The organism is Plantactinospora sp. DSM 117369 (assembly GCF_053764795.1).
Genome location: NZ_CM132446.1, coordinates 8214905 through 8237413, shown reverse-complemented (window position 1 = coordinate 8237413; position 22509 = coordinate 8214905). Strand labels below are relative to the sequence as shown.

At 72.3% G+C, this 22509-nt stretch carries 15 protein-coding genes; 10 read left to right on the top strand and 5 right to left on the bottom strand.

Features of this window, described 5'->3' with window-relative positions:
• The first annotated feature begins 96 nt into the window (after positions 1-96).
• Positions 97-3270 carry an isoleucine--tRNA ligase gene (gene ileS / locus ACSMXO_RS35120; RefSeq protein WP_455415326.1) on the top strand — a complete coding sequence of 1058 codons (3174 nt, stop codon included), beginning with the start codon at positions 97-99 and terminating at the stop codon, positions 3268-3270.
• A gap of 129 nt (positions 3271-3399) precedes the next feature.
• The gene (locus ACSMXO_RS35115) at positions 3400-4086 is read left to right on the top strand and encodes a 1-acyl-sn-glycerol-3-phosphate acyltransferase (RefSeq protein WP_432878558.1); all 687 of its coding nucleotides are present in this window, start codon (positions 3400-3402) and stop codon (positions 4084-4086) included.
• Positions 4087-4137: 51 nt separating this feature from the next.
• Here the strand turns inward: ACSMXO_RS35115 and ACSMXO_RS35110 are convergent, their stop codons facing one another.
• Positions 4138-5988: a hypothetical protein gene (locus ACSMXO_RS35110; RefSeq protein WP_455415325.1), complete on the bottom strand. Its 1851-nt coding sequence runs from the start codon at positions 5986-5988 to the stop codon at positions 4138-4140.
• A gap of 235 nt (positions 5989-6223) precedes the next feature.
• Between ACSMXO_RS35110 and ACSMXO_RS35105 the strand changes: the two genes are divergently transcribed.
• The 8 genes from ACSMXO_RS35105 (at position 6224) to ACSMXO_RS35070 (ending at position 16010) form a co-directional block, all read left to right on the top strand.
• Positions 6224-8212: a TIGR03960 family B12-binding radical SAM protein gene (locus tag ACSMXO_RS35105; protein WP_455415324.1), complete on the top strand. Its 1989-nt coding sequence runs from the start codon at positions 6224-6226 to the stop codon at positions 8210-8212.
• A 135-nt stretch (positions 8213-8347) separates the two neighbouring features.
• Complete coding sequence (locus ACSMXO_RS35100) at positions 8348-9094, top strand: TIGR03936 family radical SAM-associated protein (protein ID WP_346260670.1); 747 nt, start codon at positions 8348-8350, stop codon at positions 9092-9094.
• A 109-nt stretch (positions 9095-9203) separates the two neighbouring features.
• Positions 9204-12257, top strand: a complete 3054-nt coding sequence (locus ACSMXO_RS35095) for an Rne/Rng family ribonuclease (RefSeq protein WP_455415323.1) — start codon at positions 9204-9206, stop codon at positions 12255-12257.
• A gap of 142 nt (positions 12258-12399) precedes the next feature.
• Positions 12400-12921, top strand: coding sequence for a hypothetical protein (locus ACSMXO_RS35090; protein WP_455415322.1), 522 nt, complete (start codon positions 12400-12402; stop codon positions 12919-12921).
• Between the two features lie 268 nt (positions 12922-13189).
• The gene (rplU, locus tag ACSMXO_RS35085) at positions 13190-13504 is read left to right on the top strand and encodes a 50S ribosomal protein L21 (protein WP_346260573.1); all 315 of its coding nucleotides are present in this window, start codon (positions 13190-13192) and stop codon (positions 13502-13504) included.
• 29 nt (positions 13505-13533) lie between these two features.
• On the top strand, positions 13534-13791 hold the full coding sequence (gene rpmA / locus ACSMXO_RS35080) for a 50S ribosomal protein L27 (RefSeq protein ID WP_101367567.1): 258 nt from the start codon (positions 13534-13536) through the stop codon (positions 13789-13791).
• A gap of 156 nt (positions 13792-13947) precedes the next feature.
• Positions 13948-15429 (top strand): GTPase ObgE, encoded by a 1482-nt coding sequence (gene obgE, locus ACSMXO_RS35075; protein WP_455415321.1) that lies wholly within the window; start codon positions 13948-13950, stop codon positions 15427-15429.
• A 71-nt stretch (positions 15430-15500) separates the two neighbouring features.
• On the top strand, positions 15501-16010 hold the full coding sequence (locus ACSMXO_RS35070; protein WP_346260575.1) for a GNAT family N-acetyltransferase: 510 nt from the start codon (positions 15501-15503) through the stop codon (positions 16008-16010).
• A gap of 122 nt (positions 16011-16132) precedes the next feature.
• Here the strand turns inward: ACSMXO_RS35070 and trpS are convergent, their stop codons facing one another.
• From trpS to ACSMXO_RS35050, 4 genes are all read right to left on the bottom strand, one after another.
• Positions 16133-17167, bottom strand: coding sequence for a tryptophan--tRNA ligase (gene trpS / locus ACSMXO_RS35065; RefSeq protein ID WP_346260576.1), 1035 nt, complete (start codon positions 17165-17167; stop codon positions 16133-16135).
• Between the two features lie 254 nt (positions 17168-17421).
• A complete protein-coding gene (locus tag ACSMXO_RS35060; protein WP_455415320.1) occupies positions 17422-20145 on the bottom strand; it encodes a PQQ-dependent sugar dehydrogenase in 2724 nt (907 codons plus the stop codon).
• Between the two features lie 337 nt (positions 20146-20482).
• Positions 20483-22018 carry an RtcB family protein gene (locus ACSMXO_RS35055; RefSeq protein WP_346260578.1) on the bottom strand — a complete coding sequence of 512 codons (1536 nt, stop codon included), beginning with the start codon at positions 22016-22018 and terminating at the stop codon, positions 20483-20485.
• A 215-nt stretch (positions 22019-22233) separates the two neighbouring features.
• The gene (locus ACSMXO_RS35050) at positions 22234-22452 is read right to left on the bottom strand and encodes a DUF397 domain-containing protein (protein WP_101371446.1); all 219 of its coding nucleotides are present in this window, start codon (positions 22450-22452) and stop codon (positions 22234-22236) included.
• Positions 22453-22509: the final 57 nt, after the last annotated feature.

The window sequence follows — 22509 nt, the reverse complement described above, 5'->3', positions numbered from 1 at the left end:
GGTACCGCGGGCCCACCGGCGCGCCGGCTTCCGGCGTACCAGGGCTCGTCCTCGCAGACCACGGTCAGTGAGCTGCGACGAGGAGAGCGACCCGCGATGGCGTACCCGAAGAACGCCCCCGCCGGCACGGGCGTGCCGGCCAGTCCCGAGCTGCCGGCGGTCGAGCAGCGCGTGCTCGACCACTGGGTGGCCGACAAGACCTTCGAGGCCAGCGTCGAGGCCCGCGACCCCGGCCCGAACGGCGCCAACGAGTACGTCTTCTACGACGGCCCGCCGTTCGCCAACGGCCTGCCGCACTACGGCCACCTGCTGACCGGCTACGTCAAGGACCTGGTACCGAGATACCAGACGATGCGCGGCCGGCGGGTGGAGCGACGCTTCGGCTGGGACTGCCACGGCCTGCCGGCCGAGGTGGAGGCGGAGAAGCAGCTCGGCATCACCACCAAGGCGGAGATCCTCGACCTCGGCGTGGGGCGGTTCAACGACGCCTGCCGGACCTCGGTGCTGGCCTACACCCGCGACTGGGAGCGGTACGTCAACCGGCAGGCCCGGTGGGTCGACTTCGGCAACGACTACAAGACGCTCGACCTCAGCTACATGGAGAGCGTCATGTGGGCGTTCCGCCAGCTCCACGACAAGGGGCTGGTCTACGAGGGGTTCAGCGTGCTGGCGTACTGCTGGCGCTGCGAGACCCCGCTGTCGAACACCGAGACCCGGATGGACGACGTCTACCGGGACCGGCACGACCCGACCCTGACCGTCTGGTTCGAGTTGACCCCGGACGGGTCCGCCCCGGAGCCGCTGCGCGGGCCGGTCCGGGTCGGGGTCTGGACCACCACGCCGTGGACGCTGCCGTCGAATCTCGCGCTCGCGGTCGGCCCGGACATCGAGTACGCGGTGCTGGAGCGGGACGGCCAGCGCTACGTCGTCGGCGCCGCCCGCCTCGGGGCGTACGCGAAGGAGCTGGACGGCTACACCCAGGTCGGCACCGTGTACGGCCGGGACCTGGTCGGCCGCCGCTACACCCCGCTCTACGACTTCCTGGTCAGCCAGGGCGGGCCGAACGCCTACCAGGTGCTCGGTGCGGAGTTCGTCACCACCGAGGACGGCACCGGGGTGGTGCACCTGGCCCCGGCCTTCGGCGAGGACGACCAGAAGGCCTGCAACGCGGCCGGCATCCCGACCGTGGTGACCGTGGACGACCACACCCGGTTCACCGCGCTGGTCCCGCCGTACCAGGGCGAGCAGGTCTTCGACGTCAACAAGTCGGTGATCCGGGAGCTGAAGGAGCGCGGGGTGGTGCTCCGGCAGGACACCTACACCCACGCGTACCCGCACTGCTGGCGCTGCGACACCCCGCTGGTCTACAAGGCGGTCTCCTCCTGGTTCGTGGCGGTGACCAAGGTCAAGGACCGGATGCTGGAGCTGAACCAGCAGATCGACTGGACGCCCGGGCACGTCAAGGACGGCTCGTTCGGCAAGTGGCTGGCGAACGCCCGGGACTGGTCGATCAGCCGCAACCGGTTCTGGGGCTCGCCGATCCCGGTCTGGAAGTCGGACGACCCGCAGTACCCGCGGGTCGACGTCTACGGCTCGCTCGCCGAACTGGAGGCCGACTTCGGGGTCAAGGTCACCGACCTGCACCGGCCCGGCATCGACGAGCTGACCCGGCCCAACCCGGACGACCCGACCGGGCGTTCCACCATGCGCCGGGTGCCGGAGGTGCTGGACTGCTGGTTCGAGTCCGGTTCGATGCCGTTCGCCCAGGTGCACTACCCGTTCGAGAACCGGGAGTGGTTCGAGCACCACTACCCGGGTGACTTCATCGTCGAGTACGTCCCGCAGGTGCGGGGCTGGTTCTACACCATGCACGTGCTGGCGACCGCGCTCTTCGACCGGCCGGCGTTCCGCAACGCCGTGGTACACGGCATCGTGCTCGGCTCGGACGGGCGCAAGATGTCCAAGAGCCTGCGCAACTATCCGGACGTCTACGAGATGTTCGACAGCTACGGCTCGGACGCGATGCGCTGGACGCTGATGTCCTCGCCGGTGCTGCGCGGCGGCGACGTGGTGGTCAGCGAGACGACGATCCGGGACTCGGTACGCCAGGTGCTGCTGCCGTACTGGAACGTCTGGTACTTCTTCTCGCTCTACGCGAACGCGGAGGGATACTCGGCGGTCCGGCGTACCGACTCGACGCACCTGCTCGACCGCTACGTGCTGGCCAAGACCCGGGAACTGGTCGAGGCGGTGCAGGGGCAGCTCGACGTCTACGACATCTCCGGCGCCTGCGGCACGGTCCGGTCCTTCCTGGACGCGCTGACCAACTGGTACGTCCGGCGGTCCCGGGACCGGTTCTGGTCCGGTGACCGGGACGCCTTCGACACCCTCTACACGGTGCTGGAGACGGTGAGCCGGGTGCTGGCCCCGCTGGCCCCGCTGACCGCCGAGGAGGTCTGGCGGGGGCTGACCGGGGAGCGGTCGGTGCACCTGACCGACTGGCCGGACGCCGCCGAGTTCCCGGCCGACCACGAGCTGGTCGCCGCGATGGACGCCATCCGGAACGTCGCCTCGGCGGCGCTGTCGCTGCGCAAGGCGAAGGGCCTGCGGGTCCGGCTGCCGCTGCCGTCGCTGACCGTGGCCACCCCGGCGGCAGCCGCCCTGCGGCCCTTCGCCGACCTGGTGGCGGACGAGGTGAACGTCAAGGCGGTCACCTTCAGCGACGAGCTGGCCAGCTACTGCGAGCAGGTGCTCACGGTGGTGCCCCGGGCGCTCGGCCCCCGGGTCGGCAAGCAGGTGCAGACCGTGATCAAGGCGGTGAAGTCCGGCGACTGGGCGCTGGTGGACGGGGTACCGGAAGCGGCCGGGGTGCGGCTGGAGCCGGGCGAGTACGAGCTGAAGCTGGTCCCCGCCGACGCCGAGCACTCCGCACCGCTGCCCGGTGGGGAGGGCGTGGTGGTGCTGGACACCGCCGTCACCCCGGAACTCGCCGCGGAGGGGCTGGCCCGGGACGTCGTACGGGTGGTGCAGCAGGCCCGCCGGGACGCGGGGCTGGACGTGTCGGACCGGATCGACGTGCTGCTCGCCGCTCCGGCGGAGGTGGCCGCGGCGGTCGAGGCGTACCGGGACTTCGTGGCCCGGGAGGTGCTGGCCGACTCGATCGGCTTTGCCGACCAGGCTGACTCCGTCGACTTCGCCGATCAGGTCGACGGCTTCGCCGGTGAGGTCGGCGAGGGCGGCCGGGTGACGGTGGCGGTACGCCGCCGCTGAGGATTCCCGGTGCGTCGCCGGGTGCCGCCCGACCCGGTCCGGGTGGGTGATCGCGACGGTCACCTACGCGGACCGGTCGGGCGTCGGTTAACGTGACAGCGCCCGACTACCCTGACCGCCGGAGGTCCCGTGCCGCTGCTCTACACCATCGGCCAGTACACCGTCGGCACCGCGATGCGGGTTGCCTGGCGTCCGACCGTGGAGGGCCTGGAGAACGTCCCCGCGACCGGCGGCGCGATCTTCGCGGGCAACCACCTCTCGGTCGCCGACGAGCTGTTCCTCGGCTCGGTGGTGCCCCGGCACCTCGCCTTCTGGGCCAAGTCCGAATACTTCACCGGCACCGGGCTGCGGGGCTGGGTCACCCGCTCCGTGATCAGCGGACTCGGCGCGATCCGGGTGGAACGGGCCGGCGGCCGGGCGGCGCTCTCCGCGTTCGACGGGGCGATCCCGGTGCTGCGCGCCGGTGACCTGGTGGCAATCTATCCGGAGGGCACCCGGTCACCGGACGGGCGGCTCTACCGGGGGCGTACCGGGGTGGCTCGGCTGGCGCTGGCCGCCGAGGTGCCTGTGATCCCGGTCGGGATGATCGGCACCGAGCGGGTGCAGCCGATCGGGGCCCGGCTGCCCCGGCTCGGCACCGGCAAGGTGATCGTCCGGTTCGGCAAGCCGATGGACTTCGTCGGCCGCCCGACGGACCGGACCTCGCTGCGGCAGATCACCGACGAGATCATGACGGAGATCCAGAAGCTGACCGGGCAGGAGTACGTGCCCCGGTACGCGCCGGCCCGCAACGGGGCCGAGAACGGCGGTTCGTAGGCAGCCGGCCGCCGTGCCGTCCGCGACCGCTCGCTGTCCATGGCAGCCGGATCATCCGGTACTGGCGCTGCCGCTGCCCGAGCCGACCGGGTCGCGCACGATGATGCTGTCGCGCAGCGTGCTGAGCAGTTCGGAGCTGTCCGCTATCGACAGCCGGGTGAACAGTGCGGTGGCCGAGCTGCCATGGTCCGCCCACGTGCAGACCACCACATCCTCGCCGTCGGCCTCACCCGTGCCGCAACTGCGGTACTCGCCGCGTACGCCGGTCGGCACCGACTCGACCGAGGTGACCGCGTACTCGTTCTGGAGCCGGGTGACCTCCTCCTGCACCGCCGACTCGGGGCTGAGCCGGAAGCCGGTGCTGCCGAAGATGACCACCTGCTTGCCGTTCGAGGCGCGGTAGACCCCGGCGAACGCCTCGCCGCCGGTGAACCAGTTCCGCCCCTGGACCTCCTGCTTCAACTGCTCGGCGGTCTCCCGGCCGGTCGCGTTGTCCACCAGTCGCAGGTCCAGTACCTCGCTCGGCAGCGGATCCAGTGGCGAGGCCGGGTACTGGTCCCAGATCGGCTTGGCGTAGTACGCCGGAACGCCGCAGCAGCAGGCGATGGTGAGCAGGGTGAGCGTGAACATCACCCTGGGCCAGCGCCGGCGGCGGCGTACCGGAGGAAGGGGGGCCGGGGCGGGCGGCGCCTTCCGGACCGACGGCGCCTCCGGCCGGCGCCGCTGTTTCGGCGGTCGGGGCGGCGCGACCGGTGGCGGTGGCTGCTTTCGTGGTGCGGGCGGGGCCGGCGGTCGGGCGGCCCGCGCCGGCGGTGGCGGTGGCGGCGGTGGTGGTGGTGACGGGTGTGGTGGCGGCACCGCGCGCGGTGGTGGCGGTGGACCGGTCGGCGCGGGGAAACGCCGGGTCACCGGCAACTGCCGGGCCGGGGGCGGGCTGACCGGTGGGTCGTAGCCGACCGGTGGATGACTCGCCGCTGCCTGGTGGCCACCGACCGGCGGGTACGCCTCCCACGGGTCGTCGGCGGCACCGGCCCAGGGGTCGACCGGGGTGGGGATCTCGTCCTCGTCCGCCTCGACCCCCGGCATCCGCAGGGTCGGATCGGCCGGTCGGGTACGAACCGTCGGTGCCGCCGGAACATCCGCGTCCTCGGCCTCGCCCCGGAACCAGCGACGCTTGCGGGGCCGGGGCGGTGGTACGGCCGCAGAGCCGGTCCAGCGCGGCGCTGCCACCCTGGTCGGGGCCGGTCCGTCGTCCTCGGACGGCGACGCCGGCACACCGCCCTCGGCCGGACCCGAGCCGCCATCGTCGTCGGCGGGCCGGTCGATCCGGGTGGCGTCGGGCGGCGGGGTACGGCGAGTGGGTGCGTCGTCGTCGGCTGCCGGCGGTCCGTCCGCCGCCGCATGCTCGGTGCTGACTGTGCGTGGCGCGTCTTCGGGCTCGGCACGTTCGGTGGCGGCCGCCGGCTGTGGTTCTTCGGCTGGGGACCCTTCGTCGACGGCGGCCGGTGCTGGCGCGGCGTGCACGGAGTCGGCCGGTGGGGTGGGGTGCGCGGTACCAGCGGTCTCGGGTGGCGGCGTGGGCGCGGCGCCAGCGGTCTCGGGTGGCGGCGTGGGCAGGGTCGGTTGGTCGAGGTCGGCGTTGCCGGACCCGTCCGGTTCCACCGGGACGTCGACGGCCGTGTCGTCCGGCTCACCGGCGTGACCGTGCTCGTCGCCGGCCTGACGGTGCTGCTGGTCACCGGCTCGACTGTCCTGCTGGTCACCGGTTCGGCCGTCCTGCTGGTCAGCGGCCCGAGCCTGCGGGTCGCCGGATGCCACGGTCGCCGATCCCTCGGCCGGGGGCGGCCCGGCCGGCGTGGCTCGGCCCGCCGGTACGGTCTCCTCCGGCTGCGGTTGGGACATTGTGCGGGTCTCCTCTCGCGCCCGTTCGAGGTTAGTACCGCCCGACCAACCGGTCGTTCCGCGCCGGATCGTACGAGTGTCGCCGACGGTGGGGGAAATCGCGACGAGCCGGCACGCGGAGAGCTTTCCGGCGGAAACGCCGCGCCCGGCGGGCGCGGGGACCACCGGACCGGGTCGCGGGTGTGACGCGTACTCTGGATGGTTGGTGTTCCAGCGGAGTGTCCCGGGAGGTTCCATGAGCGCCGCGTCGTCCGCCGCGGAAAGGTCAGCGGCGATGACGGTCTGGCCGCAGCTCGAGCAGTTGCTGCCCCAGGTCAGCAAGCCGATCCAGTACGTCGGCGGCGAACTGGGCGCGGTGGTGAAGGACTGGGAGTCGGCGGTCGTCCGGTGGGCGCTGATGTATCCGGACGCGTACGAGGTGGGCCTGCCGAACCAGGGGGTGCAGATCCTCTACGAGGTGCTCAACGAGCTGCCGGACGTGCTGGCCGAGCGGACGTACGCGGTCTGGCCGGACCTGGAGCGGCTGATGCGGTCGCACGGCGTGCCGCAGTTCACCGTCGAGGCGCACCGGCCGGTCGGCGCGTTCGACCTGTTCGGGATCTCGTTCGCCACCGAACTCGGCTACACCAACCTGCTCACCGCGATCGACCTGGCCGGCATCCCGCTGCTCTCCGCCGACCGCACCGACGAACACCCGGTGGTGGTGGCCGGCGGGCACGCCGCGTTCAACCCGGAGCCGATCGCCGACTTCCTCGACGCGGCGGTGCTCGGCGACGGCGAGGAAGCGGTTCTGGAGATCACCGAGATCGTCCGGGCCTGGAAGGCGGAGGGCAGCCCCGGCGGGCGGGACGAACTGCTGCTCCGGCTGGCCCGGACCGAGAGCGTCTACGTGCCGCGCTTCTACGACGTCGACTACCTGCCCGACGGCCGGATCCAGCGGGTCGTGCCGAACCGGGCGGACGTGCCGTTCCGGGTACACAAGCGGACGACGATGGACCTGGACGCCTGGCCGTACCCGAAGAAGCCGATCGTGCCGCTCGCCGAGACGGTGCACGAGCGGTACGCGGTGGAGATCTTCCGGGGTTGCACCCGGGGATGCCGGTTCTGCCAGGCGGGCATGATCACCCGGCCGGTCCGGGAACGCTCCATCACCACGGTGGGCCAGATGGTGCGGGACGGCCTCGAATACTCGGGCTTCTCCGAGGTGGGGCTGCTGTCGCTGTCGTCGGCCGACCATTCGGAGATCGGCGACATGTGCTCCGGCCTGGCCCAGCAGTACGAGGGCACCAACGTCTCGCTCTCGCTGCCGTCGACCCGGGTCGACGCCTTCAACATCGAGCTGGCCCAGGAACTGTCCCGCAACGGCCGGCGTACCGGGCTCACCTTCGCCCCGGAGGGCGGCTCGGAGCGGATCCGCAAGGTGATCAACAAGATGGTGTCGGAGGAGGACCTCATCCGCACCGTGGTCACCGCCTACACCAACGGGTGGCGGCAGGTGAAGCTCTACTTCATGTGCGGGCTGCCGACCGAGGAAGACGAGGACGTCCTGCAGATCGCCCGGCTCGCGCACGAGGTGATCAAGGCCGGTCGGGCGGCCACCGGCTCCAAGGACATCCGCTGCACGGTGTCGATCGGCGGGTTCGTACCCAAGCCGCACACGCCGTTCCAGTGGGCCCGGATGGAGCGGCCCGAGGTGATCGACAACCGGCTCAAGCTGCTCAAGCAGGCGATCAACTCGGACCGGTCGCTCGGCCGGGCGATCGGTTACCGCTATCACGACGGCGAGCCGTCGCTGATCGAGGGGCTGCTCAGCCGGGGTGACCGCCGGGTCGGTGCGGTGATCCGGCGGGTCTGGGAGAACGGCGGCCGGTTCGACGGCTGGAGCGAGCACTTCTCCTACCAGCGTTGGGTGGACGCCGCCGCCGAGGTGCTGCCGGCCTTCGGGGTGGACCTCGACTGGTACACCGTCCGGGAGCGGGAGCAGGCCGAGGTGCTGCCCTGGGACCACCTCGACTCCGGGCTGGACAAGGACTGGCTCTGGCAGGACTGGCAGGACGCCCTCACCGAGTACGAGCAGGACGACTGCCGGTGGACCCCGTGCTTCGACTGCGGCGTCTGCCCGTCCATGGACACCGAGATCCAGATCGGCCCGACCGGCAAGAAGTTGCTGCCGCTGACGCCGGTGAACACCGGCCTGCGGACGCCGGCCGGCGCCGGACACTGACCCCGACCGTTCCCCCGGAGCAGTCCACTCCCGGGGGAGCGGCCCACCCGAGACCATCCGGATCCGAGGAGCGGCACGATCAGCAGGAAACCACAGCCGGAGGGCGGCCAGGCGCCGGTCGTACAGCGGGTCCGGATCAGGTACGCCAAGCGTGGGCCGCTGCGGTTCACCTCGCACCGGGACTTCGCTCGGGCCTTCGAGCGCGCGTTGCGTCGGGCCGGCGTACCGGTGGCGTTCTCCCAGGGCTTCACCCCGCACCCGAAAATCTCCTACGCCAGCGCGGCCCCGACCGGGGTGGCCAGCGAGGCGGAGTACCTGGAGATCGGGCTCCAGCGGCCGGTGGATCCGGCCGATCTCCGGGCCGCTCTGGACGCGGTGCTCTCGCCCGGACTCGACGTACTGGACGCGGTGGTGGCCGGCAGCGGCAGCCTGGCCGACCGGATCGACGCCTCGCGCTGGCGGATCGAACTGCCCGGTGTCGCGCCGGATGTCGTCCGTGCCGCCGTGTCGACCTTTCTGGCCGCGTCCGAGGTGCTCGTCGAGCGGATGACCAAGCAGGGCCGACGCGTCTTCGACACCCGGGCCGCTGTCACGACCATCGATGTGATCGAGAGGACCGAGGCACCTTCCGGGGTCGCGGGCGTACCGTGTGCGATACTCGAAGTGGTCGTGCGGCAGGTCACCCCGTCCGTACGACCCGATGACGTCCTTTCCGGCCTCCGCGTGGTGGCCGACCTGGAGCCGCCGGTGCCGCCGAGGGCGACCCGGCTGGCGCAGGGCACGCTGACCGCGCAGGGGGAGATCGTCGATCCGTTGGAGGCGGATCGCGACGGGAACGCCATCGGCGAACGCCAGCCGGACGTCCGGCCGGCGGTCAGGTAGGCAGACTTCGGCGACCCGGTCACCTCGACGCGTCACCGGAAATACTTTGCGGCAACCCTGCGTGGCAGCGCTCACCCGCGCCCGGGGAAGCCAGAACTGGAGAACGTCCATGCTCGAGAACGAGCCAGAGGGCGGAGAACGGACCGGCGCGGAGCCGGCCGTCGACGCCACCATCGCAAACGGCAGCACCGAGAGCACGAGCCCGCAGAGCGCCACCGGAGAGACCGCGACCGCGCAGGGCGGCAGTGCGGAGACCACGGCCGCGCAGGGCGGCAGCGCCGAAGGGCCCACGCGGCGGCGTACCACCCGGCGCCGTACGTCCAGCACGACGAGTGAGTCGGCGCCGACCGGCGTACCGGCCGAGGCGCCCAGCACGGCCCGGACGACCAGCGGAGAGGCGTCCGACGCCGAGGTGCTGGCACCGGTGGCCGCAGAGATCGAGTCCGCACCGAAGGCGACCCGTCGGCGCCGCAAGGCCACCACGGCGGACAAGAAGGACGACACCGGACTTCCGGCCGGCGAGACGACCGCGGCCGCCGACCCGGGTACGCCTGCGGCCGGCCCTGACGACGCGGCGGTCGAACCCGTACCGCCGGTGAAGGTGACCCGTACCCGCCGGAAGAAGGCGGCGGCACCTCTCGCCGAGCCGACCGAGACGTCCGTCACCCCACCCGTGGCCGCCGAGAGCGCCCCGGCGGCCGGCGAGGTCCCGGTGACCGGCTCCGATGTCGGCGCTCCCGCCACGCCGGAGTCGACCGGCGGCGCCGGTCGCCCGGTGGCCGGCGGCCCGGCCGAGGCCGAGCCGGCGGCCGAGGAGTCGCCCCGGGGACGCCGGCGCCGCGCCGCGCTCTCCGCGCCCACCGTGCTGTTCATGGCCCCGGAGCCGGAGACTCCGCCGGCCCGGGCCGGCGTGGTCGAGCCCGCTCCGTCGACCCGGCCGACCGAGGCCGAGGCCGAGGGTGAGCCAGTCGAGCCGGTCGAGGGCGTCCGGCGGCGCCGCCGGGGCCGGCGTGCCGGCGAGCCGGCCGTGCTGGAAGCCGAGCCGGAGGCCGAGGCCGAGGGCGTCGCCGACGAGGAGGCCCTGGACGTCATCGACTCCGAGGAGGACGAGGACGAGGAGACCGCGGCGGCCCGGCGTCGTCGGCGGCGTGGTCGCCGGGGTCGGGGTCGGGGCAAGGGCACCGCGGACGATGCCGAGGAGGGCGACGAGTCGGCGGCCGAGGCGGGGGTCGAGGCCGGGGCCGACGAGGACGAGGACGAGGACGGCGAGGCCGGTGACGGGGTGACCCGGCGCCGCCGCCGGCGCCGGCGCAAGGGCGCCGGAGACACCGACGGTGCGGCCGACGACGGCGTACACACCGTTATCAAGATCCGCGAGCCCCGGAAGACCGTGGACGAGGTGCAGGGCGTCTCCGGCTCGACCCGGCTGGAGGCCAAGCGCCAGCGCCGCCGGGACGGCCGTGAGCAGCGGCGTACCCGGCCGCCGATCCTGAGCGAGTCGGAGTTCCTGGCCCGCCGGGAGGCGGTCGACCGGGTGATGGCGGTACGCCAGCGCGGCGACCGGACCCAGATCGCCGTACTGGAGGACGGGGTGCTGGTGGAGCACTACGTCACCCGCGCCTCCGCCGGCACCATGGCCGGCAACGTCTATCTGGGCAAGGTGCAGAACGTGCTGCCCAGCATGGAGGCGGCCTTCGTCGACGTCGGGCGCGGCCGCAACGCGGTGCTCTACGCCGGCGAGGTCAACTGGGACACCACCGGCCTGGAGGGGCGGGCCCGCTCGATCGAGCAGGCGCTGCGCTCCGGCGATTCGGTGCTGGTGCAGGTCACCAAGGACCCGATCGGGCACAAGGGCGCCCGGCTGACCAGCCACATCGCGCTCTCCGGGCGGCACCTGGTCTACGTGCCGCACGGCAACGCCTCCGGGATCAGCCGCAAGCTGCCGGACACCGAGCGCAAGCGGCTGCGCGACATCCTGAAGAAGCTGGTGCCGGACGGCGCCGGTGTGATCGTCCGGACCGCCGCCGAGGGTGCCAGCGAGGACGAGCTGGCCCGGGACGTGAAGCGACTCCAGGCGCAGTGGGAGGACATCCAGGCCAAGGCGGCCGAGGGCGGCGCCCCGGTGCTGCTCTACGAGGAGCCCGACCTGGTGATCCGGGTCGTCCGGGACCTGTTCAACGAGGACTTCCGCGAGCTGGTCGTGCAGGGCGACGAGTCGTACGACATGGTCGAGTCGTACCTCTCGCACGTCTCGCCCGACCTGGTGCCTCGGCTGCGCCGGCACACCGGTACGGCGGACGTCTTCGCCGAGCGGCGGATCGACGAACAGATCCTCAAGGGGCTGGACCGGAAGGTCTTCCTGCCCTCCGGCGGCCACCTGGTGATCGACCGTACCGAGGCGATGACGGTGATCGACGTCAACACCGGCAAGTACACCGGTGCCGGCGGCAACCTGGAGGAGACGGTCACCCGGAACAACCTGGAGGCGGCCGAGGAGATCGTCCGGCAGCTCCGGCTCCGCGACCTGGGCGGCATCGTCGTGATCGACTTCATCGACATGGTGCTGGAGTCGAACCGGGAGCTGGTGTTGCGCCGGCTCACCGAGTGCCTGGGCCGGGACCGGACGAAGCACCAGGTGACCGAGATCACCTCGCTCGGCCTGGTCCAGATGACTCGGAAGCGGATCGGTGCCGGGCTGCTGGAGGCGTTCAGCGAGACCTGCGACTGCTGCAAGGGCCGGGGCGTGATCATTCACACCGAGCCGGTGTCGGAGAAGTCCCGCTCGGGCGCGGGGGACAAGGTCAAGGCGGTCGCCTCGGCCACCGGTACCCCGGCACCGGCCTCGACCCCGGTCTCCGAGGCGCCGGCCGGCGGTCGGCGCCGGGGCCGCAAGGCGGCCGCCCCGGAGCGGGTGGTCGTCGAGGTCTCGGAGAACTACGACGACACCATGGGATACGACCTGTCCCGCTACGAGGCGGAGACCCCCGGGGCCGACGACATCGCCGAGGCCGCGCCGGCCGAGTCGATGCGGCTGGCCGGTGCCGGCGACCCGGACGGTATCGAGGACACCGTTGACCTGGACGCGGAGGCCGAGGCTGCGGAGATCGGCGGCGGTCGTCGCCGGGCCCGACGCGGCGGCACCCGCCGCCGTACCCGTCCCTGACCGGGCTGCCCGGGAAGACGGGTTTGGTCCGCTGATGCCGGCGGTGGCTACGCTGGTCACTCCCTCGCGGTCCCCCGACCGGTCGCCGACCACCGTCGGCGCCGGTCGCGCGGGGCCAGCCGCACCCCCGGAGGAGAAGACCATGCGACGCCTGCTGGTGACCGCCGCTATCGCCGCCGCGCTGTTCGCGGCGGTCGGCTGCTCGGGTGAGCGGGACGGCGCCGCCGCACCCGGCCCGTCCGGCGGCCCGTCGGCCGGAGCACCGTCGTCGGGTGCCGCGACGCCGGGCACCAGCCCGGGTGGGTCACCGGCGGTGGACACCCGTCCGGCCGGGGGCAACGGCAGGGAGGTCTGCGCGGCCGCCACCGAGGCCGCCACCTCCTCCGTGCAGACCTTCGTCTCCGAACTGGGCAAGTCGCTCCAGGCAACGAGCACCGGCGACTCCGCCGGGGCGCAGGCGGCGCAGCGCAAGGCGGAGACGGCGTTGCAGACCTGGGGCAACGCGATGCGGGAGCAGTCCGCCCGGGCCACCGACGAACGGCTCAAGACGGTACTGGCCGAGATCGCGACCGAGATCGGCACGATGAAGGCCACCGTCGAGTCGGTCGACGAGAACAAGCTCCAGGAGTTGCAGCAGCGGCTGGACGCGCTCTGCCCGAGCTGACCCGACCGGCCCGGGGCAGGGCTGGCCACTCCGGCTCTCGCCCGGCGCGGTCTCATCCGGCATGGGGAGGGCGGCGAGCCTGGTCGCGGGCGCGCCGACCGGCCCCGGGAGCGGGCCCGGTTTGGGTGAGCGGCCCGGCATGGCGTACGCTAGCCTGCGGCGCTGATTACGTGCCACGTTCTCGCGTGCCCGCCCCGCACCCCAGTGCGGTCGAGTTGGCCGTCGCGAACACCCACCCGCAGCCTCAACGACAGGGAGTCCGCGTCCGATGTACGCGATCGTCAAGACCGGCGGCAAGCAGTACAAGGTCGCCGAGGGCGACGTGATCGAGGTCGAGAAGCTGGTTGGCCAGCCCGGCGACGCGATCAAGCTCGCCGCCGTCCTCCTCGTCGACGGGGACACCCTGGTGACCGACGCCGCGCAGTTGGCCAAGGTCGCGGTGTCCGGCGAGATCGCCGCACACACCAAGGGTCCGAAGATCCGGATCCACAAGTTCAAGAACAAGACCGGCTACCACAAGCGCCAGGGTCACCGCCAGCCGCTGACCCAGGTCAAGGTGACCGGCATCACCAACGGCAAGTAAGCCCCAGCGGAAAGACAGGTCGTCCTCAGATGGCTCACAAAAAGGGTGCGTCCAGCTCGCGGAACGGTCGCGACTCCGCGGCGCAGCGACTCGGCGTCAAGCGGTTCGGTGGGCAGGTCGTCAGCGCCGGCGAGATCCTGATCCGGCAGCGGGGCACCAAGTTCCACCCCGGTGACCTGGTCGGTCGCGGCGGCGACGACACGCTGTTCGCGCTGGCCGCCGGTGCGGTCCAGTTCGGCACCAAGCGCGGCCGCAAGGTCGTCAGCATCGTGCCGTCCGAGCGGTAACGTCAGCTTTCCGGCGGAGCGGGCCGCGGACCTGGTGTCCGGGCCCGCTCCGCCGTTTCTCGGGCACCGGTCGACCCGTGCCCGGCCCTCCGGCCGGGCGGACGACCTGTGCGGTATCCGGCGCCGCCGGTCGGCGCCGATGAAAGGATTGGCAGCGTGACGACGTTCGTTGACCGGGTCGTACTGCACCTGCAGGCCGGTGACGGCGGGCACGGTTGCGTCTCGATCCATCGGGAGAAGTTCAAGCCGTTCGGCGGGCCGGACGGTGGCAACGGCGGGCACGGCGGCAGCGTGTCGCTGGTGGTCGACCCCCAGGTGCACACCCTGCTCGACTTCCACTTCCGGCCACACGTCAAGGCCGATAACGGCAAGGGCGGCGCCGGCTCCAACCGTGACGGTGCCAACGGGCAGGACCTGGTGCTCAAGGTCCCGGACGGGACGGTTGTGCACGCCATGGACGGTTCGGTGCTGGCCGATCTGGTCGGTGCCGGCACCACCTTCGAGGTGGCCCGGGGTGGCCGGGGTGGCCGGGGCAACGCCTCGCTGGCCAACGCCCGGCGCAAGGCGCCCGGCTTCGCCGAGCTGGGCGAGCCGGGGGACCGGCTGGACGTCGTACTCGAACTCAAGAGCGTGGCCGACGTCGGCCTGGTGGGCTTCCCGTCGGCCGGCAAGTCCTCGCTGATCTCGGTGCTCTCGGCGGCCAAGCCGAAGATCGCGGACTACCCGTTCACCACGCTGGTGCCGAACCTCGGCGTGGTCCGGGTCGACGAGCACACCTTCACCGTCGCCGACGTGCCGGGCCTGATCCCCGGGGCAGCCACCGGCAAGGGGCTCGGGCTGGAGTTCCTGCGGCACATCGAGCGCTGCGCGGTGCTGGTGCACGTGGTGGACGCGGCCAACCCGGAGCCGGGGCGCGATCCGCTGGCCGACATCGACGCCATCGAGGCCGAACTCTCCGAGTACGGCGGGTTGGCCGACCGGCCCCGGCTGGTCGTACTCAATAAGATCGACATACCGGACGGGCGGGATCTCGCCGAGATCGTCCGGCCCGACATCGAGGCCCGTGGCCTGCGGGTCTTCGAGGTCTCGGCGGTGACCCGGGAGGGGCTGCGCGAGTTGACCTTCGCACTGGCGGAGCTGGTCGAGCAGTCCCGGGCGGTGGCGCCCGACCTGGAGCCGACCCGGATCGTGATCCGGCCGGTCGCGGTCGACGACGCCGGCTTCACGATCGAGGCGGCGCCGGACGGCGCGTACGTGGTGCGCGGGCAGCGGCCGGAGCGCTGGGTCAAGCAGACCAACTTCGACAACGAGGAGGCGGTCGGCTACCTGGCCGACCGGCTGGCCCGGCTGGGCGTCGAGGAGCAGCTCGCCAGGGCCGGTGCCGAGCCGGGCAGCCTGGTCCGGATCGGCGAGCGGGAGTTCGACTGGCAGCCGACGCTCTACGCCGGTGCCGAGTACGTGCCGAGCGCGCGGGGCACCGACAGCCGGCTGGCCGAGAAGGTGACCCGGCCGACCGCGGCCGAGCGGCTCGCCGCCCGCAAGGCCCGCCGGCAGCGACCGGAGGAGGTTGCCGAGGAGTCGGCGCCGGACGGCACCGTGGACCGGCCGGACGGTGGTACGGCAGCGGGCGCGGATTAGTTCTCTACGCTCCGTACCGGGGCCACTTGGCCGAAACCTTGTTGAAATGCCCGCTGGTTAGCGTCGATGGTGTGCTGATCGAGTCGCGTGCGTCGTCGGATCCCGAGCTGGCCGCCCTGGTGGTGGCCCAGCAGCGTGAGCTTCGGGAGGCCGACGGCGGTCTGGACGGGCAGGTGTTCATGCCGCACGACGACGCCCGCTACCTGGTGGGCGTGGTCGCCGGCCGGGCGGTCGCCTGCGGCGCGATCCAGCCGCTGGACCGGGACACCGCCGAGGTCAAGAGGATGTATGTGCGGCCGGCGCAGCGGGGCCAGGGCTTCGCCCGGCAGTTGCTCGGCGCGCTCGAAGAGCTTGCCCTGCGGGCCGGGCACACCGTACTGCGGCTGGAGACCGGCAGCTACCTCCCCGGCGCGATCCAGCTCTATCTCTCGTCGGGCTACGTCGAGATCCCGGTCTACGGCGAGTACGTCGACAACCCCTACAGCGTCTGCTTCGAGAAGCGCCTGCCGGGTGCGGGATCGGCCACTTCAGGGATGCAGTGGCTCGCCGGGCGGGCCGAGGCCACCGCCTCCCTGAGGTAGCGCGATCTTTCCCGACGCGGTCGGCCGGCTCTTGCAACGAACCCCTCAACCCGCCCCTTGCGGTCCGTGGTGGCCGCAGGTGGAAGTCGGGGCGTACTCGCCGCGCGGTTCAGCGTGAAAGTTCAATGGCTGAGTAGGCCGATGGCGCGTTTTGCCCGGTGCACCGTGTCGGCGGCATTGTCCCGGGCCCGTTCGGCGCCGTCGGCGAGTACCCGCCGGACGTAGCCCGGGTCGCGGGCCAGTTCCGCGTAGCGGAGCCGGATCGGCCGGAGCATCGCCTCGATCGCCTCGGCGACCGCGTTCTTGAGCTGGGCGTACGACCGGTAGTCGGCGGCCAGAGCCGCGGGTGAGCCGCCCAGGCAGGATGCCAGGATCTCCAGCAGGTTCGCCACGCCGGGCCGGTGCCGCGGGTCGTACCCGACGGTCCGGCTCGGGTCGGTCACCGCGCGCAGCACCTTGCGACGGATCACCTCGGGCGGATCGAGCAGGAAGATCGTGCCCGCCCCGCTGGCACTGGTCTTGCCCATCTTCCCGGTCGGGTCGGCCAGGTCCATCACCCGGGCCGACACCGCCGGATGGACGGCCCGGGGCACGGTGAAGGTGTCGCCGTACCGGGCGTTGAACCGGGTCGCCACGGTCCGGGTGAGTTCGAGGTGCTGGCTCTGGTCGTCGCCGACCGGCACCTCCTGCACGTCGTGCAGCAGGATGTCGGCGGCCATCAGCACCGGATAGCTGAGCAGGCTCAGCCGGACCTGCCGGTGCTGCGTCGACTTCTCCCGGAACTGGATCATCCGCTGCGCCTCGCCGTAGCCGGTGGCGCACTCCAGCAGGTAGTGCAGTTCGGTGTGCTGCGGCACCTGTGACTGCACGTAGAGCAACGCCCGGTCCGGGTCGAGGCCGGCGGCGAGCAGCACGGTGGCCTGTTCCAGGGTGAGTGCCCGGATCTGCGCCGGCTGGTGGGTGACGGTGAGCGCGTGCAGGTCGGCGAGGAAGACGATCGTCTCCGCCCGGTACTGGCCGGCGACGATCGGCCGGATCGCACCGACCAGGTTGCCCAGGTGCAGGTGACCGGTTGGCTTGAGGCCGGTGATCCGGCGTACCGCCGGGGTGTTCGGGGCGAGCGCGGTGGCTGCCGGAAGCGATGAGGTCGGGGCCATGGGGTGCTCCTTACCGGTTTGGCCGCCGCCCCCGGGTGAGCACATGCGAAACGGCCGCCCGGAGGGCGGCCGTTGGCTGTTGTTCGGGTACGCGGATGCGTGGGCCGCCCGTCAGGGCAGCCACCAACCGTTCGAGGTCATCCGCACCCCTCCACGGTAGCAGGGACCGGGACCGCCCGGCGGCTCCCGGCGACCGGTCGGGGCGGCCGTCGTCCGCCGCCTTCGACCGGTCGCCGGGACCGTGATCGTCCGGGTCAGCCGGTCGGCACCACGCCGACGTTGAGTTCGGCGACCGAGGTCCACCGGTTGCCGCTGACCTCACCGAGGGCGCGGAGCCGGATGTACCGGCCGCTGGTCGGCGGGATCGTCACCGTCTGTTCCGCCGCGCTGTTCGGGAAGGTGCCGGTGGCCACCGGTGTACCCCAACTGCTCCGGCTGTTGGAGACGTACACCTCGTAGCCGGTGATCCGGCCGGCGGTGTTCGAGCCCTGCCGGGGCAGGTAGTACAGCCGGTTCACCGTCCGGGCACTGCCCAGGTCGAGGTCGATCCAGTGCGGGTGGGACGAGGCCGACAGCAGTCGCTGGGTGTGCCAGATCGACGACGTGTTGCCGTCCCGTACGTTGGTCGCCCGGCCGTTGACCAGCAGCGTCTCCTGGCTGTCCGCCCCGGCCACGGTCCACGCCGACTGCGGGAGCCGGACGCTGCCGGACTGCGGGTTGTAGCTGGCGGTGTAGTTGGTCGGGCTGGTCGGCGCGGTGATCACATGGGTCTGCGCCCCACCGTCGGACCAGGAGCCGAAGACGTACGGCACGCCGCCGAGGGTCTGCGGGGTGACCGCGCTGACGGTGTTGCTCGACCCCTGGATGACGGTACGGGTGAACGGTGCCGCCTGTGCGGTCGCGCCGAACACCAGTTGCAGGCCGGCCGGGCTGGAGTCGAAGGTCAGGTCGACGGTCCTCGGGTCGAGCCGCACGCTGGTGCTGTGCGACAGCCCGCCGCTGTCCGTGGCGGTCAGCACCAGCTCCAGGTAGGACGGATATTCGTGGTCCGGCCCGAGCATGCTGCCGCTGGTGCCGGTGAAGTCCTGCAACGTGTGGGTGTGGCAGTTGTCCAGCGTGTAGCAGTGGTGCAGCAGCATCCGCCAGTGCAGCGCGCTGGCCGGCAGGGTGCCCTGGTCGGGGTCGGTCGCGTGCCCGGTGAAGCTGATCTGGTCGTTGACCGCCCAGGTGAAGGCGCTGCCCGGGGTGTCGATCACCGCGATCGGCATGCTGTTGCCGGTCTGGATCGGCACCGTCTGGGTGCCGGAGGCGTTCAGCGTGTCGTAGACGGTGAGCCGGGCGGTGTACGGGCCGCCGGCCGGGTAGGTGTGCGAGGCCGTCGGCGTGGTGGCGTCGATGGTGCCGTCGTCGGTGAAGTCCCACTCGTAGCGCAGCCGGCCCGCATCGGCCGGGTCGGCGTCGGAGGATCCGGTGCCGTCGAAGTTCACCGTCAGCGGTGCGGTCCCGGAGGTGGGTGCGGCGGCGATCGACGCGACCGGTGGCTGGTTGCCGGGGAAGTAGCGGATCCGGCGCACCGAACCGGCGTGGTCGACGTAGTAGAGGTCGCCGCCCGGCCCCATGGCCAGGTCGACCGGGTTCGCGGCGGCGCTGCCGAAGGTACGCCGGTTGGTCGCCACCGGCAGCCCGCCGGGTGCGGCGGGCAACATGGCCCAGATGCAGTCCCGGGAGTAGTCGGAGAAGAAGAGCGCGCCCGCGTACTCGGCCGGGTAGCTGCCGCCGGCAGCCGGATAGAAGGCGGCACCGGAGACCGAGGAACCGCCGGTCGGGCAGGCCTCCCCGGCCACCACCCGGGCCGCGTGGTCGTACGTGTAGAACGGCGCCGTCTGCCCGGCCCCGCTGTAGAGGCTCTCGCAGATGTCGAGGTTGGCGCTGTCGTAGCCGCTTTGCCGCCCGGCGCCCTCGAAGCACGGCCAGCCGAAGTTGGCTACCCCGGCGGTCGGCTCGACCACCCGGTTGACCTCCTCCCACCGGGTCCAGCCCACGTCGCCGAGCCACACCTCGTTGGTGCCGGGCCGGATGGTGAACCGGAACGGGTTGCGCAGCCCCTGCGCGACGATCCGCCGGATGTTCGGGTCGGGGCTGGCCGCCGACGGGTTGCCGGACGCGGCGGCGCCGGTCAGCGGGTCGAGCCGCAGTACCGTGCCGTCCAGGCTGGTCGGGTCGGCGGTGGTCCGGGAGTCCTGGGAGCGCAGCGCGCCGCCCTCGGCGGTCGGCGCGGACATCGTGCCGCCGGGCGGGTCGGCGCAGGGGTTCGGCGGGCTGCCGAGCTGTCCGTAGTCGACCAGGTCGTAGCTGGCCCCGTCCCCGGCGGTGGCGTAGAGGGTGCCGTCGGCGCCGAACCGCAGGTCACCGGTGGCGTGGCTGGCGTACTGCTGGCACCAGTCGTCGATGAACACCTGCTCGGTGCCGGTCATCGTGTTGCCGGCGGCGGTCAGCCGGGAGAGCCGGCCGGTGACGATGCACCGCCCGCCGTTGGTACCGCCGACCGAGGCGCAGTTGTCGTTCCAGTACGGCGCGGTCTGTCCCGGCGGGGCGTCGTAGGCGTAGAGCACGTAGACGTACGGCTGGGTGGGGAAGTCCGGGTGCAGGGCCAACCCGAGCAGTCCTCGGTCGTGCTGGTTGTGCACGTTCGCCGAGAGGTCGGCGAAGACGGTCGCGGTGGTGTCGGCGAGGTCGTCGTACACCTTGATCCGGCCGCCCTTCTCGGCGACGAAGATCCGTCCGTCCGGGGCGAACTCGATGTTGGTCGGCTGGTTCAGACCGGTGAAGACGACCTGCTCCTGGAAGCCGGTCGGCAGCACCACCGCGGCGGCGGGTGCCGTACCGGAGATGGGCGCGGCCAGCGCGGCGACCAGCGCGACCGCGACTCCTGTCCGCAGCAGGCGGGCGACCGGTGACGGTCGTGCGGAAGATGGCATTCGTTCCCCTAACTTGGCGCAGCTCCAAGTAGTGCACGGTGCGACCTTCGCCCGGCCCGAGACCGGTGCACAAAGGACCTGTCACGCTAGGGGGAGGGGCGGAGCCCGGCAGCCCGGTCCCGCCCGGAGTGAGCAATTCGTGATTACGGGCTAACCGTACGTCACCTGATGTTTGGGGATGATGCCGTCCGGATCACGACGCATCGCCTCGGCGGATCATCGGAGAGTGTCCGGCCGGTCGGGCGAGGAGAGTCCGCCCGACCGGCCCGCCAACACCGTCCACACCGATCCCGCCGGTCCACACCGTCCCCGCCGGGGCAGGCTGCGGTTGGCCGGGTCAGCCCTTGACGGTCAGCAGGGGCCGCAGCTCCGCCACCGGCTCGGCCACCCCGGCCCGGCGCAGGCTCCGCACCACCGGGCCCACCTCCTTGTACGCCCACGGCGCCTCCTGCTTGAGGTCCCGGCGCCAGGCGTCGACGATGTCCCGCCGCGCGGCGACCGCCGGATCCCGGTGGTCGACCGGGGTGACCACCCGGAACTCCCGCAGGAAGGCGTCCAGTTCGGCGTCCCCGCCCCGGGACGCCGCGCCCCGCGGGATGCTCCGACCGGCACCGTGGCAGGCACTGGCCAGCGCCCGGGCACTGCCCAGCCCCCGCAGCAGGTAGCTCGGCGCACCCATCGAGCCCGGCACGATCACCGGCTCGCCGTACAGGTCGGTCGGGCGCTGGCCGGCACCGCCCGCTCCGGCGGCCGGGGTGGCGCCCTTGCGGTGCAGTACCGTGCCGTCCGGCTCCGGCCACAGCAGGTTGTGCGGTGCGTCGTAGACCAGCCGGGACCGCAGCTCACCGGCGACCTCGGCCAGCCCGGCCCGGAGCATCAGGGCCAGGAAGAACCGGTTGCCGAGCGCGAAGTTCGCCGCGTTGCCGAAGGCGGTCAGATAGCGCTGCCGGGCCGGTGCGGTGCGCTCGTCCAGCGAGATCGGCAGGATCCGGTTCCGGGGCAGCGGCACCGCGCGGGGCCAGGCGGCCCGGGCCAGGTCCCGCCCGGTGGCGTTGGCCTGGTGGCCGAGCGAGAGCGAGCCACTGTGCACCATCAGCACCACCTGGCCCGGGGCCAGCCCCCAGGCGTACGCGGTGGCGCCGTCCCGCACCTCCGAGACGTACTGCAACTCGGCGAAGTGGTTGCCGCCGCCGACGCTGCCGATGATGCTGTCGTAGCTGGTCCCGCCGCCGCTGGTGATCCAGTCCCGGAAATCGTCGGCGGAGTCGACCGGGAAGCCGGCGGCGTGCAGCCGACCGTCGAGGCCGGCGAGATCGTCCGGCCCGACCTGCCGCCAGGCGCCGACCGGGTCGGCCGGTACGCCGTCGGCGAGCAGCCCGGGCAGCCCCTCGCGGAGCAGCCCCTCGCGCTGCCCAGGGGTCAGTCCGATCCGGCGGCCACCGGCGAAGAACAGGTGCCGCAGCCGGCGTTCGAGCCGGTCGAGGTGCGGGCGGAGCTGGTCGACGGTGAGCGAGGTCGCCTCCACCCGCATCCCGCAGTTGACGTCGTTCCCGACCGCCTGCGGGATCAGCGCGCCGACCGTGCGCAGGACGGTGCCGATCGGGATGCCGGCACCCTTGTGGAAGTCCGGGGTGCAGACGACCCGCTCGACCCGGGGCTCGGGGTCCAGCCCCGGCACGGCCCGGGCCAGCGTACCCAGGGTGTCGGCGGTTTCCAGCACGGTGAGCAGTTCGTCGACCGCCACCGGTTCGACGGGTACGTCCGGCCCGGCGCAGATCTCGACCGGGACGTCGTACGGGTTGGGCAGGCGCAGCCAGGAGTCGTCGACCCTGACCAGGCGTGGATCATGTCGGTTCGCGGCTGATATCGGCACGTGCAGAGACCTTTCGCAGGCTGCTTCGAGGAGTGGGTGCGCGCCATCGGCACGCGGTCGTACGCGTGCGAGCTGGGCGGGATGGTCCCGCGTTCTCCGGTTGTGGTGCTCGACGGTTCAGCAGCCGCGAGGTCAGGATCAGGCTAGGACCCGGCCGGTCGGGCGGCAATCGAATTGCCACCGCGTCCGACGACGGGTCCGCCGCCGGTGCGTACCTAGTCGAGGTCGAATTCGCCGTCCTGGGCGCCGGCCACGAAGGCGTCCCACTCGGCCTGGGTGAAGACCAGCACCGGACCGTCCGGTTCGGCGGAGTTGCGCATGCCGATCAGATCGTCGACGAACGCGATCTCGACCGCGCCCTCGGAGTCGTCGCCCTCGGCACGCTGCCACACGGCGCGCGACAGGTCGAAATCGCCCTTGGGGTGCTGCGCCATCGTCGGTTCCTCCATGAGTGAATCTGCCCGGGACCGGACCGTCCACGGACCCATCGT

Coding starts and splice junctions, on each gene's coding strand:
- rpmA (WP_101367567.1), top strand. CDS start 13,534: ATGGCTCACAAAAAGGGTGCGTCCAGCTCGCGGAACGGTCGCGACTCC.
- rplU (WP_346260573.1), top strand. CDS start 13,190: ATGTACGCGATCGTCAAGACCGGCGGCAAGCAGTACAAGGTCGCCGAG.
- ACSMXO_RS35050 (WP_101371446.1), bottom strand. CDS start 22,452: ATGGCGCAGCACCCCAAGGGCGATTTCGACCTGTCGCGCGCCGTGTGG.
- ileS (WP_455415326.1), top strand. CDS start 97: ATGGCGTACCCGAAGAACGCCCCCGCCGGCACGGGCGTGCCGGCCAGT.
- ACSMXO_RS35060 (WP_455415320.1), bottom strand. CDS start 20,145: ATGCCATCTTCCGCACGACCGTCACCGGTCGCCCGCCTGCTGCGGACA.
- ACSMXO_RS35110 (WP_455415325.1), bottom strand. CDS start 5,988: ATGTCCCAACCGCAGCCGGAGGAGACCGTACCGGCGGGCCGAGCCACG.
- ACSMXO_RS35105 (WP_455415324.1), top strand. CDS start 6,224: ATGAGCGCCGCGTCGTCCGCCGCGGAAAGGTCAGCGGCGATGACGGTC.
- ACSMXO_RS35090 (WP_455415322.1), top strand. CDS start 12,400: ATGCGACGCCTGCTGGTGACCGCCGCTATCGCCGCCGCGCTGTTCGCG.
- trpS (WP_346260576.1), bottom strand. CDS start 17,167: ATGGCCCCGACCTCATCGCTTCCGGCAGCCACCGCGCTCGCCCCGAAC.
- ACSMXO_RS35095 (WP_455415323.1), top strand. CDS start 9,204: ATGCTCGAGAACGAGCCAGAGGGCGGAGAACGGACCGGCGCGGAGCCG.